This window comes from Methanofollis ethanolicus (assembly GCF_001571385.1).
GTDB lineage: Archaea > Halobacteriota > Methanomicrobia > Methanomicrobiales > Methanofollaceae > Methanofollis > Methanofollis ethanolicus.
Genome location: NZ_BCNW01000001.1, coordinates 867,599 through 883,229, shown reverse-complemented (window position 1 = coordinate 883,229; position 15,631 = coordinate 867,599). Strand labels below are relative to the sequence as shown.

Below are 15,631 nucleotides of genomic sequence, written 5' to 3'. Positions count from 1 at the left end.
GGAGGCGAGGACACTGCTGCGTTCCCGGATCTGGCAGAGAGATTTCATCGCTCTTCTGGGGTGGTGCATGCTCCAATTTATAGTGTGCGGACGTGGGGTCCACGTAGCGCCCCTGTCTTCGTCGTGGGCAGGTAGGGGGTGAGGGCCCCCTTCACTTTCACGCCCCGCCCGACTCCCCCTTTTATATTTCCTTCCGTATGGATCCCTCATGACACACGCCCCCCTCATGAGCGACCAGACCCTCTTCCGCGACCCCGACCTCTTCGAGATCACCCACCTCCCCGAGGCCTTCCTCTACCGCGACGCCCAGGTCGAGGACCTCACCTTCGCCCTGCGGCCCACCCTCTCCTACGGCGCCAGCCCCCTGAACACCGTGCTCCGCGGCATCCCCGGCACCGGCAAGACCACCGCGGTCCGCCGGATCTTTGCCGAGGTGGAGGAGACGACGCAGACGGTGGTGCCGGTGCTCGTCTCCTGCCAGACCGAGAAGACAGAGTACGCCGTCTTCTCCCGGATCTTCCTCGCCCTCGTCGGCCACCTGCCGCCGCCGTCCGGGGTCTCGACCACGCGGCTGATGGCCGGGATCGCTCACGCCCTCGCGGAGAGGGGAGCGGTCCTGGTCGTCTGCCTGGACGACGCCAACGAACTCATCCCTGACGGCGTGCTGAACCAGGTGCTCGCCCCCCTCCTCAGGATGCACGAGGCCTGGCCGGGCGTGCGGACCGGCGTGGTCCTCACCCTCTCCGCCCCGGAGACCGACCTCGCCCGCACCCTCGACCCGGCCACCCGCTCGGTGCTCCAGGCCTCGGAGATCCTTTTCCCCCCGTACGCGGCGGCGGAGGTGCGGGGCATCCTCGCCGACCGGATCCGGGCCGGGCTGTACCCGGGCGTCGTGCCGCCCGCGGTCCTCGACCTCCTGGTGGAGCGGACAGACGCCTGCGGCGACCTGCGGGTGGGGCTCGACATGATCCGGCGGGCGGCCCTGGCGGCCGAGAGGGAGGCGAGGACCGTGGTGACGACCGGGGACGTGCTCGCGGCCTTTGCCGTCTCCCGGCACCTGCATGTGGCGATGGCGGTGCGGGCGCTCACGGCCGGGGAGAGGGCGGTACTCGACGTCGTCCTCGCCCTGGAGAGGGAGGGAGGCGGGCCGGTGACGGCGGGGATGGCGTACGAACGGGTCTGCGCAGGGGGGCGGACGAGTTACACGACCTTCCACGAGAGGCTGAAGAAGTTGGAGCACCTGCGCCTCGTGGACCTCGCGGTGCGGCAGGGGAAGGGGAGGACGCGGGTGATCGAGGTGAGGGACGGGGTGGAGGAGGTGATACCGGTCCCGGCAGGTTCATCGGGCGTGCCGGTGAACATTCCCGCAGGAGTGTGCGACGATGAAAAATGTTGAGATGAAGGTGGAGGGGGATAGGCTGGTGATCACGGTCGATCTCTCAAAGGAGTTTGGGGCGTCGAAGTCAGGGAAGTCGATCACGATCGCCTCGACCGATGGAAATGTGTCGGTGCCGGGGAGGGAGGAGGTGAAGATCGGGGTGAATGTGTACCGGAAGAAGTGAGGGAGAGCAGGCAGGAGTGGTTTAAAACCTCCATGGAATATTCATCCCCTCAATAATACTGCCTGATATATTCATACGCCCGGTCGAAGAGATCCTGGTCGTTCTGCAACTGGTACTTTCTGAGCGCCCCACGGAGGGCCTTCTTCACGTCCCGCTCCCCCGGGTTGCTCTGCTGCCAGCCATCGAACCTGACCGCCCGCACCACCGCGTCGATGTCGGTGACGATTCTCTCGATGATCACCGGCGTCGTATCGGTCCGTGCCTCCTCAAAAAGTTCGGTCAGGGCTGCCTTCGCCTGCTGCTGCTCCTCGACTGTTTCAACCTCTTTCTCGGCCATCACCACATCGCGTGCGAGCTGGATGAGGGACTTCAGGAACTCCAGACTGTCAATGAAACCCTTCTCGTACTGCTCCTTGATCTGCTCCAGACGCTCCCCGAGCCTGACGAATGCCGGATTGTTTGCATGTTTCCTGAGACGCGTGATGATCTGGATCTCCAGTTTCTTGATCGTGTGCTCGTCCCTGTTCTCCAGGAGGTCTCTCACCGTATCCTCGTCGATGACGATCTCGTCGAAGTCGTCTTTGATCCCTTCGACGTGCACATTTTCATGGATGATCTCAAGGGTTTTCGCCCCGAGTTTCTTCCAGAGGAGACGGCCTGCACAGTTGACCGGCCTCACCGATTCATAGACCTGAGTAAGCCAGCGGTAGTCCTCCTTGTATGTCGCCAGGAAGGGGTCAGGCGACATGGCCTCCCAGAGTTTTGCAAGGTTGATATAATCGAGGGCGAAGGCATCGCGTGCCTCATTAGTCGGGATGCACTGCTGGGCGGCGATGAGGCCCTCCCACCCGTTCACGCCCCGGTCGACACCTGGAAAATGGGCGAGGCAGGCGGCGAGCATCTCGGGGAACTGGTCTTTCAGGCTGTCGATGTTGGTGACGATCTCTCTCATCCTCTTCTCGTCGAAGGCGAGGGATCTGGCCACCTCGTCGAAGACCCCGATGTAGTCCACGATCAACCCGAAGGACTTGCCGGAATAGGGTCGGTTGGTCCGGCAGATCGCCTGCAGGAGGGTGTGGTTCTTCATGAGTTTGTCAAGGTACATCGTCTGGAGGATGGGTGCGTCGAAACCGGTGAGGAGTTTGGCGGTGACGATGACAAACTGCAGGGGGTCGAGCGGGTCCCGGTAACGGTCGAGGAGTTTCTCCTCGTCCTCCTTGCTCCGGTCCCAGCGGTGCTTCCACTCGTCGGGGTCGCTGCGGCCCACAGTCATGACGATCTCCGACGCCTCAGGCGGCAGGAGTTTATCGAGCGCCTCTTTGTACTGGACACAGGACTGCCGGTCATAACAGACGATCATCGCCTTAAAGCCGTGTGGCTCGACTGATTCCTTGAAATGGTGCACGATGTCCCCGGCCACCCGTTCAATCCGTTCACGGGCGTGGACGAAGGTGGACCGGCGGCTGGCCCTCCGGATCAGGTCCCGTGTCTCGTCTTCATCAAGGGAGTCGGTGAGGGTGGAGAAGGCCTCGTCGATCCCCTCCCGATCGATATGATACTCGATGAGACGGGGCTCGAAGTGGAGGGGGAGGGTGGCGCCGTCCCGCATGGCGTCCTCGGGCGAGTAGATGCTGAGGTATCCTGACTCGTCCTCCGTTGCTCCGAAGGCCCTGAAGGTGTTGCGGTCCACCTGGTTGATGGGGGTGCCGGTGAGGCCGAAGAGGAAAGCGTTCGGCAGGGCCTCCCGCATCTTCTGCCCGAGGTCGCCCTCCTGTGTGCGGTGGGCCTCGTCGCAGAGGAGGATGATGTTGGCCCGGTCGTTGAGGACGCCGTCGGCCTCGGCGAACTTGTGGATGGTGGTGATGATGATCTTTCTGGTGTCCTGGGAGAGGAGGCGCCTGAGGTCTTCCCGGTTGCCGGCATTGACGGTGTTGGGGATGTCGGTGGTGTGGAAGGTGGCGTTGATCTGGGTGTCGAGGTCGGTCCTGTCCACGACGACGATCACGGTCGGGTTTTTGAGGGCCGGGTGGAGACGGAGTTTCTGGGCGGCGAAGACCATGAGGAAGGATTTGCCCGAGCCCTGGAAGTGCCAGATAAGCCCTTTTTTGATCCGGCCGTCCACGACGCGGTCGACGATCTTGTTGCCGGCGTCGTACTGCTGGTGGCGGCAGACGATCTTGATCTTCCGGTTCTTTGCGTCGGTGGCATAGAGGGTGTAGTTCTTGAGGATGTCGAGGACGGTTGCGGGGGCGAGGAGGTTCATGGCGGTGTCCATGACGTCGGCGATGGGTGAGGCGGCCTCGTCGTCTTCGTCCTCTTTCCAGGGGGCCCAGGCATCGAGGGGGGCGCGGACGGCGCCGTAGTAGAATTTCTTGCCTTCGGTGGCGAAGGCGAAGATGCCCGGGACGAAGAGGGCGGGGATGTTTGTCTCGTAGTCGTCGTGGACCTGTTCGGCGGCGTCGATCCAGGTGATCGCCGGGCGGACCGGGGTCTTGCATTCGCCGACGACGAGCGGGATGCCGTTGACGAGGAGGACGTTGTCGGCCCGCCTGGTGACGGCGCCGGTATAGGAATATTCGGTGGTGGTGACGAAGTGGTTGCTGGCCGGGTGGGCGAAGTCGATGATCTTCACCGGGACATAGCGGTAGTTCTCGCCGAAGGGCATGGAGAGGCCGCCGCAGAGGATCTCGGCGAAGCGTTCGTTGGCCCGCACGAGTCCCTCGCCCTGGACGGCGAGGAGGATGGCTCTGAGACGGTAGATGACCTCGTCGGCCTGGTCGGGCTGGCGGGCGATCTCGGGATTGAGCCTGATGAGAGCGGTTTTGAGGTAGGGTTCGACCAGCACGTCTCCCTCTGTGCGGGGAAGGGTGGCGGCGGGGATGTATGTCCACCCGTTCTGCGTCAGGTGGTCCCGGAGGCCGTCGCGGACGGTGTTTGCTTCGTCAAAACTCATGGGGGGTCATCTCGATGAATAAAATATTGCTCGAAAGGCAATTGATAGAGAGAATAGGGACGCAGGGTTATTTTATTTTCGATTGGTTTCTTTTCCAGCCGATCATTTGAGGGCGGCGATGATTTCATGGGCAGTGGTAATAGAATCAGAAACATTTGTTGCTAAATCAAAATTTGTCCCTTTAAAGGGATTGTCATAATCACACGCATTTCTCCACTGGCGGAGACTGTCGAGTTTTCGGTATATGCTCATCATATTATTTTTTCTAAACACATTTCTCAGGTCTGAATGATCTTTACTGCTTTGTTTTGGAGTGAAACCCATCTTTGCTGTTGCGTAGTCTCTCGCATATCGAAATGCTCCATAATAAGCCCTGCTAATAGAGCATCGGTAGGCGGCCTCAAGGGGAATCGTTTTTTTCTCGCCCTGCTCTTTGAGATATTCGGCAATCTCAACGAACTGCGACCAGGAGAATGTCATGGTTATGAGGAGGGATGTTTATAGTCCGTGGTCAGGAGGAGCCAGCCGGACTGACCCCTGAGGGCGGGCTCGTATTCGTCACAAATTTTGTCTATCCTCTTGAGGATATTTTTATCGTATTTCTTCTGCCTGACATAGATGGTCAGGTAGCGGTCGTCGCTCTCCGGGTCCTGGTAGAGGTCGAGGGTGATGGTTGCGTCGTGCCTGAATTCGTCTTTTGTGAGGAGGCAGGCGTACATCACGATCGGGCCGAGGCCGGGATTCTGGAGGATGTAGTCTATGACCTCTGCGGGGTGTGCGATGGCGACGTGCAATTTCGCCAGGAGCGTGGGGAGTGAGAGTTCGGCGGTATATGAGAGGCTCGGGCTCTCAACGTGAGCGTCCAGGGCATATGCGTCCTGATAGCTGGCGCTGGTGTCACGGAAGAGACGATTGACACGGTTCCGCAGTTTCGTGATCCACGAGTCTTCCGATGCTTTTTCTTCAGGGAGGTCGGGGAAATTCCAGACTTTTCTGGAAGATTCAAATGGGTAGGACGGCAGGGATGTGGTCATTCACTCCTCCAGATCGAAGATTTCTTCCAACTTTTTCGTAATGCAGCCTTTGAAGAGGGCTTTTACCTTGATGTGCGCCTCTTCCACCCATGCGCATGCGTCTTCGGGTCTCACGGTGTCTTTTTGTGCGAGGAAGTAGTCTGTGGAGAGCAGGTATGCCAGGGTGTTCTGCTTTTCCGGCATCGCCTGGGTCAGTTTCAGCCGGCAGATGTCCCTGTCATTATACGCGAAGTCGCACCCGACCATGAAGTTCACGACTTCCTCGGGAAGTCCCTCGCCCAGGTGGGGATAGAAGGCGAAGTAGTCTTCGAGCCGGACGGTTTCTCCAGGGATCTCGATCTTGTCGACGTAGAGGAGGCCGATGCGGTCAAACCCCCTGATGCCTCCGGTGAGGGAGTCGATGATCTCGTAGGCCCGGCGGATCGTCGGGCCGAACACCTCCCATGAGGGATAGGGCCTGAGGCAGTGGACCGAGAGTGCCCGCGGGCCGAGCTGGACGAGCATCTTACGGTCTTTTGTGAAGAAGACCGGTATGTCGACCGTCTCCACGGTGTGCTTCTCGATGCCGGTAGCGTTTGCCTTGATCTCAAGACTCTGTCCCTTTCTGGACTCGCGGATCGGGAAATGATCTCTGACGGCGTCGTAGAAGCGGTCGGGGAGGTCCTGTTCCCACGGTGTATCTGATGAAAACCGGAACTCACAGACTGCCTCGACGATGGGTGGGTTCCGATAATCATTCATGGATATTCACGCTCCCGTATACACTTGTTCTGAAGATGGTAATAGGTTCTTCTTTCCTGACCTGATATCCTGTGGCATCATGCATAAAGATACCGATCGGGTCGGGGAAGGCGCAGGGGTTCGGGAGCGTGGTACGGAAAAAGAGAGGATGTTCTCGTCGATCACGCCGTCTCACCGGCGGGCGAGAGCACCTGGTTGATCAACCGCATCTTCAGCGCCTTCGAGGCCTCGACACTCCCACGGGCGGCGGCGATGGTGTCGTCGATGGCGGAGAGGATGGCGGCGATCTGGCGCTGTTCGGGGAGGGGAGGAAGGGGAATTAAAATATCCTTAATTATCGAGATGTTTAAATTTTTTTGATTCGCCCCTCCACTTAGATCTCGGATATCATTGTAGCGATATGAGATGTTATAATAAAGATATTTCATTAAAACAATGTCTTCACAAAAAATGACAGCACACGCCTGGTTTATTGCTGCAGCGATACCTGTGATAGCGACCCTACCTCTTGTAACGCCCTCTCCATAAAGGGCCATTAATAATGTTCCAGGTGGTACCACCTTTGCAGAGGAATTGTCCAGTCCTTCTTGTGTAATTTTTTCTTCAGTATCCATTATGACATTATAATTCACTTCACCAGTTTTTATCCACGGTATTTCTCCGTTCCAGTAGGTTTTGACTTTTCTATTTGGTGTTCCACCTGAAGTTATGGTTGAAATTTCCCCTAACTTTTTTACGGTCCATATTTTAGGTAAAACACCTAGTTTTCGTATTGAATGGAACTCCTCATGCCCGATCCCCTTCGAGAACAACTCCCGCATCATCACCTGCTTATAGTGCTCGGCCTCGGCGACGAGCGCCTCGTCCTTCACGATCACGTCCTCCGCCGCCCGGAGCACCCCGGCAATGCGGCGCTGCTCCTCGATGGGCGGGAGGGGAAACTCCTGCCCGGCAAGATCCTTCCAGTTGATCGTCGGGGAAAGACCGCCCACCGAGATCTGGACCGCACGGTTCATGAAAAGATCCGACTGGAGGAAGAAGGGGAAAATTTCCCTGATAATGACATCCTCTTTGGGCTGGAGAACCATCGCATGGGCCGAACAGATACAGTCGAAGTCTGCGATGGCGACCTTCCGCTGGTAGGCACGCCGCTTCCCGAAGATGACGTCGCCCTTCCTGACCACGATCTTCTCCCCGGTGACATCTCCCGGCACGCCCCACCGCCTGATATGCAGGGACTCCGGGTCAAGGTGCTCCAGCCCCACATAGCGATCGAGGTCGGTGTCGGCAGGTTTCACCTTGGTCGTGACCTGACTGGCCATCTCAGAAAACCGGACCATTGCACACTCACCCATCCAGCCCCACCTCCTTCAGCACTGCACGCAGTTCTTCCATCGCGTCGCTCTTCTCCGTCGTATACTCGGTCCACTCCTCATACACCCCTGCAAACGTCGGGGTCGCATCGTCGTCATCGCACCGGGCAACATACCGGGGGATGCTCAGGTTCGCGTCCTTCGCCAGGATCTCCTCGACCGGCACAGAGCGGGAAAATCCCTCGACATCCTCGTCGCTCAGGTAGGCCGCCAGGATCTTCGCGATATGCCTGGGCTCCAGGAAACTCTGCGCCTTCTCGTGGGTCACCTCGTCCACCGCGTTGATGAAGAGGACCCGCCCGCGTCGTGCAGGCGGTTTCTGCATCCGGCAGACGATCACGCACGCCTCCATCGGCGAGTTGTAGAAGAGGTTCGGCCCGAGGCCCAGCACGCACTCGACGAGATCGGCCTCCACGATCCGGCGGCGCATCTCCCTCTCCGCATCGCGGAAGAGCACCCCGTGCGGGAAGAGGATCGCACACCGCCCCGTCGCCGGGTCCATGCTCCTGATGATATGCTGGAAAAAGGCGTAGTCCGCACGCCCCTGCGGCGGCACCCCGAAGAGGTTCCGGCCCCAGCGGTCACTCGAAAACGCCTCCCTGTCCCAGCGCGAGATCGAGTACGGCGGATTGGCAAGGATACAGTCGAACGTCTGCAGACGGTCGTGCTCCACAAACGCCGGGTCCGCCAGGGTGTCGCCCCGCACAATCGTGCAGTCCTCGATACCATGGAGCAGGAGGTTCATCCGCCCGATCGACGACGTGATCAAATTGATCTCCTGCCCGAAGAGACGCAGACTCCGGTACTCCTTCCCCTGCTCCCGCACCTGCAGGGCGGCGACAAGCAGCATCCCCGCACTCCCGCAGGTCGGATCGTACACCGACTCCCCCTCCTGCGGGTCGAGCATCTGCGTCATCAACCGCACCAGCGTCCGGTTCGTGTAGAACTCCGCCGCCGTATGTCCCGAATCGTCCGCAAACTTCTTGATCAGATACTCGTAGCCCTGCCCCAGTTCGTCCTGCGGCACATGGGCAAGGGAGAGCGTCTCTGACGAGAAATGCTCCACCAGATCGCGGAGCGTCGCATCGGAGAGGAAGTTCTTGTTCGTCCACGACGTGTCCCCGAAGATCCCGGCAAGCGTCTCCCTGTTTGCGTCCTCGATCCGGTGCATCGCCACCTGGAGCGCCACCCCCACATCCTCGGTCACCGCCCGCACATCACGCCAGTGCGCCCCCTCAGGCACCACGAAGCGGTGGTCCTCAGGGAAGACCTCGCCGCACGCCGCCAGCGCCCGCTCCGTCTCCTCGTCGTAGCAGTCGCAGATCCGCTTGAAGTAGAGCAGCGGGAAGATGTACTGCTTGTAGTCGCTCGCATCGATATAGCCCCTGAGCAGCACCGCCGCCCCCCAGAGATACTTCTCCAGTTCGGCCTGGGTGATCGGTTCGGGCGCCATTCAGACCCCCCCTTCCCCGGCAAGCAACCTCTTCAACCGCTCCTCGGCCTCGGTGCACGCGGCCGCCGCATCCTTCACCCGCGCCAGCCCCTCTTCGGCCGTCATCGGGTCCTCCTCGACCACAGGCTCGACATAGAGCGAGATGTTCAGGTTATGGTCCTCCCCCCTGATCTCGTCGAGCGTCGCCACCCGCACCGCACCCGGCACGTCCTGACCCCCCTCGTACCAGGCAGAGATCCGGCCCACATGCTCCGGACAGAGGTGGTTCTGGTTCCGCCCCTTCTGGTACTCGTCCGACGCATCGATGAAGAGTACCCGCTCACGGAGACGTTCCTCCTTCTGCCACCGAAAGACCAGAATGCACGCCGCAAGCGTCGTCCCGTAGAAGAGGTTCGGCCCAAGACCGATCACCCCCTCCAGCAGGTCCATCTCCAGGAGCGCCTTTCTGATCCGCCCCTCGGCGCCCTTCCGGAAGAGCGCACCCTGCGGCAGCACAATCGCCATCCGTCCGTTCGGCTTCGCCATCGAGGCGATCATGTGCTGGACCCAGGCAAAGTCGCCATAACTCTGGGGCGGCATCCCGGCAAAATTCCGGCCATAGGGATCGTGCTCCCAGACCTCCTCCCCCCACTTCTTCAGGGAGAAGGGCGGGTTTGCCACCACGCAGTCGAAGGTCTTCAGACGGTCCTGCTCCACAAACGCCGGGCTCCTGAGCGTGTCCCCCCGCACGATCTGAAAATCCTCGCGGCCGTGCAGGATCAGGTTCATCCGGGCGATCGAGGAGGTTGTCATATTCTTCTCCTGCCCGTAGAGGTGGAGGAGGTTGATGTCGCCCCCATGCTCCTGCACATAAGAGAGGGCCTCCAGCAGCATCCCGGCCGTCCCCACCGCAGGGTCATAGACGCTCTCCCTCTCCTGCGGCTTGAGGATCCGCATCATCAACGTGATGACCATCCGCGGGGTATAGAACTCGCCGGCCGCCTTATTCGACTCGTCCGCAAATTTCTTGATCAGGTACTCGTAGGCCCTCCCGGCGATGTCGGACTCCACAGAGGCATTCGAGAGGTTTTTCTCCGAGAAGTGCTCGATCAGGTTCTTGAGCAGGGCATCGGAGAGGCGTTCCTTGTTCGACCACTGCACATCCCCGAAGATCTGGTTGAGCGTCTTCTCGTTTGCGTGCTCGATACACCGCATCGCGTCCTGGATCGCCTTCCCGATATCCTCGCTCTGCCCCCTGATAGTCTTCCAGTGGCAGCCCGTGGGGATCACGAACCGGAAGTTCTCCCTGTATTCCGCCTCCTCGATATTCCCATCGGCCTCTGCAACAGCCAGATCGTATTCTTCGTCGTACACATCGCAGATCCGCTTCAGGAAGAGGAGAGGGAAGATGTAAGTCTTGAAATCAGCGGCGTCGATCGGGCCGCGGAGGATGTTCGCGGCCGCAAAGAGCCATGATTCCAGTTCTGAGAGTGAAAGGATGTTCTGTTCGTGTGGATCCATCGATTGTATTCACCTGATATCTGTCAAGATGTCGATCTTCCCCCCTAAAAGTGAATCGAAACGAATCAGTCACAGATAAAGGCTTTTTAGAGATCACAAATTCTCTTCTTTCTTCTTTCACCGATCTGGTTCACCACCCCCACGACCGCCGTCACCCCGTAAAACCCGAACATCACCATCACGTACACATTCCCGGTCACGACCCCGTACGCCACCCAGAACAGGTTCCCGATCACCCACATCCCAAACCCCAGCGCCCGCGTCCCCCTCCCGCGCCCGGCCACGAGCACCGCACCCGCCATGCCGAGGAGCACCGCCGGCGTCTGGAGAGGGTCCAGGGGGATCAGCCGCTCACCCCCTTCCGGGGCCACCGGCATCCCGTGCCGCTGATGCGCCACGGACTCACCCGCTCACCCCCTTCGCCGCGTTCCACGCCCGCACCAGACGGCCGTAACACGCCTCGCAGAGCAGAGCCCGCCCGTCGGCCGACCGGAACACCGCCCTCCTCTCGCCGCAGACGCTGCACCGCCCCAGGTCGGTCGAAACCCGCGTGAACTCCCGGCGGTCCAGCACGCCGGGGAGTGTGAGCGTCCCGCTCCCGGTTGCACGGGTGCACAGGATTGCACCGGGCTGCACGCCGGCACTGTCGATGAACGATGGTATTTTCTGGCCGGGATTGCGGATCGGCTGGCTTTCACCCCCATCTTTGCCGTCATGTGCATCAGGACGCCGATCGCGCGCGCACACCCCCCGAGACCCCGACAGATCAGGGGTGGTGTGTGCCCCCTCAGTCTGGTGCAATAGAGTACTATGAGAGAGAGATCTCTCTCTCTTCTCTCTAGAATAGGTACTCCGGGGCCGTCCCTCCGTCCCCGTCCTCTGCACATCTCCGGTGCCATCCCGGTGCATTCCGGGTGCGAAAGTGTCGTCGTCCGGCGGGTCGCGGTCGAGCCAGACATGGGCCCCGGCCGTCCACCGCCGGTACGCCTCCGGGTCGAAGGAGAACTGGTGCTCCCGCCGGCGGACCAGGTAGCCGTCGACATCCGAAGAGACGGTGGTGTCCAGGTAACTGACCGCCGGACACTTCTCCAGCAGTCCCGAGTAGATGGTGCCGCCGTTGTTGTAGCCGTGGAGGATCCGGCGGGTCTGGTGGTACGAAAGCCCGAGCGCCTCCTGAAGCATCCTGATCGTGAACTGCTCCCAGCCCATCGTCGCCACCGTCGAAAGGGCGGCGGCCTCGTTCTTCGTGAGTTTCGTCTCCTGCCCGCCGGCCTCGCCGTTGATCGCCGCGTAGATCCGGGCCGCCGTCTCGAAGTCCGACCTGTCGGCCCGGATGCCGCCGCCGTAGTCCTCGCGCTCGAACCGGTGGAGGAGTGCCGAGGCCTTGATGATGTCGAAGAGGATGCCCGGGTTCCTGCGGTTGGCCGAGGAGGAGAACTGCACTGCCTCGGCGTACGGCACCGAGACGTGGACGCGCTCCTCCTTGAGCACCTCCCATATCGCCCGGCAGACCGGCAGGGCCGGGTCTTCCTCCTCGTCTTCGTCTTCCTCCCGCGTCTCCGCACGCTTCCGGTGCCTGAGCACCCGCTCGTCCTGTTCGAGGGAGTCGTCGATCCAGGTGGTGAGCATGCGGTTCATCACCTGGTCGTCGCCGACGTCCTCGACCTTTGCAAGCCACCAGACGCACCTCTCCGGTATCCGGCAGATCTGGAGTTTGCGGTCGTTGGTGAGGGTCTGGTGCTCGATTCCCTCCCTGAAGTTCGCGGTCGCGGCCTTGAGGACCTCCTGGAGGTCGTCGGAGAGGGAGACGTCGTCGAAGAGGAAGACGGTGCCTGGCTGCAGGTTCTCGTTGTAGTAGAGGGCCTTGTTGCTCACCGTGCCGGCGATGCGGTAGGCGAAGGGCACCTGTTTGAGCATGGTGGCGCAGGCGTGGCTCTTGCCCTTCCCCGAGGTGCCCGAGACCGAGACGTGGAGGCCGTTGGTGTTCTTCACCGACTGCGAGGCGAGGGACATCACCAGGCACTCGGCGACGATGCGGTCGCCGACGTGCTCGCGGGCGAAGGTGTCGAGGAGGAAGGCGAGGGGGTCGCCGTGTTCTAAAATCTTCATCGCCTCCTCGCGGGCGAAGGCGGCGGGTGCCGGAGGGAGGGGTGGTGGAGGCATCTCCTCCCGTTTTTTCCGGGTGCGTTTCTCGTACATCCCGCGCAGTTCGGGCCACCTCTGCGTCCCGCCGCCGCAACTCGCGTGGTGGCACCCGGCATAGACCGCACCGCTCGGGAACTGGACGGCGAAGGCGCCGTCGCGGTGGGCGGTCGAGAAGGGGCAGTCCTCCAGGACAAAGAGGGTGCCGCCCTGCCAGGGGCGGGTGGAACGCACCCCGAGGCCGTGCTCCGAAAGCCAGGCGGCGAGGTCGGTCTTCCCGCCTGTCGGTGCGGGCGTGGGCGGCGCCTCGACCGGGAGGCGGGTGGCGATCTGCCGGAGTTTCTCGGGCGGGACGACCTCCCTCTCCTCAGGCGCCGAGAGCACCCGCGCCCGCCTGTGCGGCCTCTCGCGCGTGGTGTCCCCCTTGCGCGAGCAGGTGCCGTAGAGTTTCCAGATGCGTGCGGCGTTGGAGTTCGCCGTGTCGACGGTGACCGTCTCATCCGAGAACAACGCGTCGAGGGTGGCGAGCACGCCCTTCACCAGGGCCGTCGCCTCGTCGTCGTTCGCGAGGTCGATCGCGTAGAGGAGGTGCGCCCCGTTCCCGGAGTCGGCGCGGATAGGTTCGGAGAACCCCTGCTCAGCAAGCCAGAGGGCGATCGCGTCGGCCCGCCTGAGGGCCGCCTCGTGCTCCTCCTCGGTCGAGGACACCCCGCTCGGCCGCACCGGGTCCAGGTCGATGGGCAACCAGCGGCGGCGGAGGATGTCCGCGTCCGCGGTCGTCGCGTCGCTCCGCGAGAGACGCATCTTCACCCTGTTCGCCCGGCGGGCGAGGAGGGCCGGGTTCACGACGTTGAGGGTGACATAGATCCCGCGGACCTCCGGGTCGGCGTCCAGGGCCTCGGCCGCCGCCGCAAGGCGGGCGAAATCGTCGAAGTAGCCCGAGTGCGTGGCAAAGTCCGCGAGGGCCCGCACCTCCACCACGCCGCCGGAGAACAGGGCGGCGAGAGCGTCGGCGATCATCGCCACCCCTCCGGCACCAGGGGGAAGAGCGGGGCCGACCTGGCCTCGCCCGTGGCGACACGGCGGAACGAGACGAGCGGCACGATGAAGTGGCCCGAGACCGTGAAGACCTTCACCGCACGGCCGGCAGGGTTCACCGCCGCGTGGCCCACGATCGCCGGGCCCTCCCGTGTCACCGGCACCGCGTGGCCGTGGACGATCAGGTCCTGCAGGTCATCGGGGGCGATCCGGTAGCGCTCGCGGCCGACGAGCAGGTAGACGGCGTCGTCGGACCCGAGACGGAGGGTGGCACTCATTCCCGCACCACCACCGTGACCGCGTACATGTGCCGGGCGCCCCGCCTCACGTGGACCTCGCTGACCGCCCCGCCGAGGCGCCGCATCTCCCCCGCCACCGCCTGCGGCACCAGGTAGAAGGGCACCGGCTCTGTGGTGTTTATCTCCTCACGGGTCGACGGAGATGTGGCGGTCTTCCTGGATCCGGTGTTGGAGCACGGGGAAACATGAAGGCTGCCGTCTATCCTTCTGGGGCACATCGCGCCGCCTCCTCGTCGTGCGTGTTCGGTCGTGCCGTGCCGTCCGCGACCTGTCGGCCGGGGACATCCCGAGATATCTCTCGCATGTTTTTTTTCAACTCCCGGGCGGGGCCGCCGCATCAAAACAAGGTCGGGGGAATGGGCGACACCGCACCGAGGAGTAGGTAGGTCCGAGGAGATATAAAGGAGAGCATAGCTCGCCGAATGTGTAAAATCATAGTATTTATGCGCTTCTTTTCAGAGAGCGTGGCGAAAGTGATCTGCCCGCGGCAGGGCCGGGGGGCCGGCCTTTTGTCGCGCGGCAGGGTCACCCCGCCGCCCCGAGGACCATCCCCGCGGCATACACCACCATCGCCAGGTGACAGAGGGGCAAGACCCGCATCGCTGCCTCGGGCGTCCGGTCCCGGAGGATGACCAGGTTCGCGACGACGAGCAGCAGAAAGCCGAGGAGGAGGCCGCCCCGCGCAACCGTCCCGAGCACCCCGGCGAAGAGGAGGGCCGTGAGGCCGTGGACGGCGGTGAACCCCGCGACCCAGAGGACGCCCGCCCGCGTGCCGTAGAGGAGGGGGACAGTCCGCATCCCCCGCGCCCGGTCGTTTTCCACGTCGACCAGGTCGTTCGCGCCCAGGTGAGCGAGGGCGTAGGGGTAGAAGAAGAGAAAGTACAGGAGGGCGGTCAGGTCGGGCATCCCCGCGGCGAGGTAGCCCGCCACCGGGAAGAGGGCGAAGTCCGTCCGCCCGACGACCTGGGCGACCGGGAAGGACTGGTCCCTCTTCTTCAGCTGGTAAAAGACCTCGACGGCATAGCTGTACGCCATGACCCCGGCGACGAAGAGGGAGTGCGGGTACGGGAGGGTGGCGGTCAGAGCGAGCGCCACGAGGGCGAGGAGGAGGAAGAGGGCGAGGGCGTGCCCGGCCTTGATCTCTCCCGCGGCAAGGGGCCTTATCCCGAAGAGCCGCCAGTAGCGCGTCAGCCGCCCCTCGACGTCCCGCCTATCGCGTTCCCGGTCCACGTAGTCGTTGAGCACCATCCCGGCCTCGAAGCCGAAGAGGCCGATGAGGGCGGCCGTGACGACCAGGGGCCAGGAAAAACCGCCGTACGTGCCGAAGGCAAGAAAGAGGCCGGAGCAGAAGAGGAGAGGCCAGGCAAACGCGAACTGGATGCGCAGCAGGTCGGCGTAGGCGCGGAGGGTCATCACTCCCCTGAGGGTGCGGGGGGATATAAAGAGTGAGGAGAGCCGGCCCTGCAAAGAGAGGTCTCAATTCTGTCGTCGTATGTCCCGGAACTGCGCACGGATCATGGCATCAGCAGGGACGGG

Annotated in this window: 14 protein-coding genes; 2 read left to right on the top strand and 12 right to left on the bottom strand. The window is 62.2% G+C overall.

All coding sequences use genetic code 11. The features are described from left to right. Positions 1-208 precede the first annotated feature (208 nt). Both MEFOE_RS04410 and MEFOE_RS04405 read left to right on the top strand, forming a co-directional pair. A complete protein-coding gene (locus tag MEFOE_RS04410; protein ID WP_067048863.1) occupies positions 209-1,396 on the top strand; it encodes an ORC1-type DNA replication protein in 1,188 nt (395 codons plus the stop codon). Continuing rightward, positions 1,383-1,562, top strand: a complete 180-nt coding sequence (locus MEFOE_RS04405) for a hypothetical protein (RefSeq protein WP_067048860.1) — start codon at positions 1,383-1,385, stop codon at positions 1,560-1,562. The genes MEFOE_RS04410 and MEFOE_RS04405 overlap by 14 nt, the downstream gene beginning before the upstream one ends. Before the next feature lie 49 nt (positions 1,563-1,611). Here MEFOE_RS04405 and MEFOE_RS04400 read toward each other — a convergent pair whose 3' ends face one another. From MEFOE_RS04400 to MEFOE_RS04350, 12 genes are all read right to left on the bottom strand, one after another. Then, positions 1,612-4,515, bottom strand: coding sequence for a type I restriction endonuclease subunit R (locus MEFOE_RS04400; protein WP_067048857.1), 2,904 nt, complete (start codon positions 4,513-4,515; stop codon positions 1,612-1,614). Positions 4,516-4,617: 102 nt separating this feature from the next. After that, complete coding sequence (locus MEFOE_RS04395; RefSeq protein ID WP_067048855.1) at positions 4,618-4,995, bottom strand: hypothetical protein; 378 nt, start codon at positions 4,993-4,995, stop codon at positions 4,618-4,620. 2 nt (positions 4,996-4,997) lie between these two features. Next, on the bottom strand, positions 4,998-5,549 hold the full coding sequence (locus MEFOE_RS04390) for a hypothetical protein (RefSeq protein ID WP_067048852.1): 552 nt from the start codon (positions 5,547-5,549) through the stop codon (positions 4,998-5,000). Continuing rightward, positions 5,550-6,290, bottom strand: coding sequence for a TIGR04255 family protein (locus tag MEFOE_RS04385; protein ID WP_067048849.1), 741 nt, complete (start codon positions 6,288-6,290; stop codon positions 5,550-5,552). It lies immediately after the preceding gene. Positions 6,291-6,451: 161 nt separating this feature from the next. Next, entirely contained in the window at positions 6,452-7,555 is a 1,104-nt protein-coding gene (locus MEFOE_RS04380) for a restriction endonuclease subunit S (protein WP_160329487.1), read from the bottom strand. Between the two features lie 82 nt (positions 7,556-7,637). Then, positions 7,638-9,116, bottom strand: a complete 1,479-nt coding sequence (locus tag MEFOE_RS04375; RefSeq protein ID WP_067048843.1) for a type I restriction-modification system subunit M — start codon at positions 9,114-9,116, stop codon at positions 7,638-7,640. Further along, positions 9,117-10,616 (bottom strand): type I restriction-modification system subunit M, encoded by a 1,500-nt coding sequence (locus MEFOE_RS04370; protein ID WP_067048840.1) that lies wholly within the window; start codon positions 10,614-10,616, stop codon positions 9,117-9,119. An 86-nt stretch (positions 10,617-10,702) separates the two neighbouring features. After that, positions 10,703-11,014, bottom strand: coding sequence for a hypothetical protein (locus MEFOE_RS04365; RefSeq protein WP_235809558.1), 312 nt, complete (start codon positions 11,012-11,014; stop codon positions 10,703-10,705). Between the two features lie 4 nt (positions 11,015-11,018). Further along, positions 11,019-13,778, bottom strand: a complete 2,760-nt coding sequence (locus MEFOE_RS04360; protein ID WP_067048834.1) for a hypothetical protein — start codon at positions 13,776-13,778, stop codon at positions 11,019-11,021. Then, positions 13,775-14,074: a hypothetical protein gene (locus MEFOE_RS04355; protein ID WP_067048831.1), complete on the bottom strand. Its 300-nt coding sequence runs from the start codon at positions 14,072-14,074 to the stop codon at positions 13,775-13,777. The genes MEFOE_RS04360 and MEFOE_RS04355 overlap by 4 nt, the downstream gene beginning before the upstream one ends. Beyond that, positions 14,071-14,313 (bottom strand): hypothetical protein, encoded by a 243-nt coding sequence (locus tag MEFOE_RS13295; RefSeq protein ID WP_083523333.1) that lies wholly within the window; start codon positions 14,311-14,313, stop codon positions 14,071-14,073. Before MEFOE_RS13295 ends, MEFOE_RS04355 begins: the two co-directional genes overlap by 4 nt. A gap of 307 nt (positions 14,314-14,620) precedes the next feature. Further along, the gene (locus MEFOE_RS04350) at positions 14,621-15,508 is read right to left on the bottom strand and encodes a UbiA family prenyltransferase (RefSeq protein ID WP_067048828.1); all 888 of its coding nucleotides are present in this window, start codon (positions 15,506-15,508) and stop codon (positions 14,621-14,623) included. Positions 15,509-15,631 lie beyond the last annotated feature (123 nt).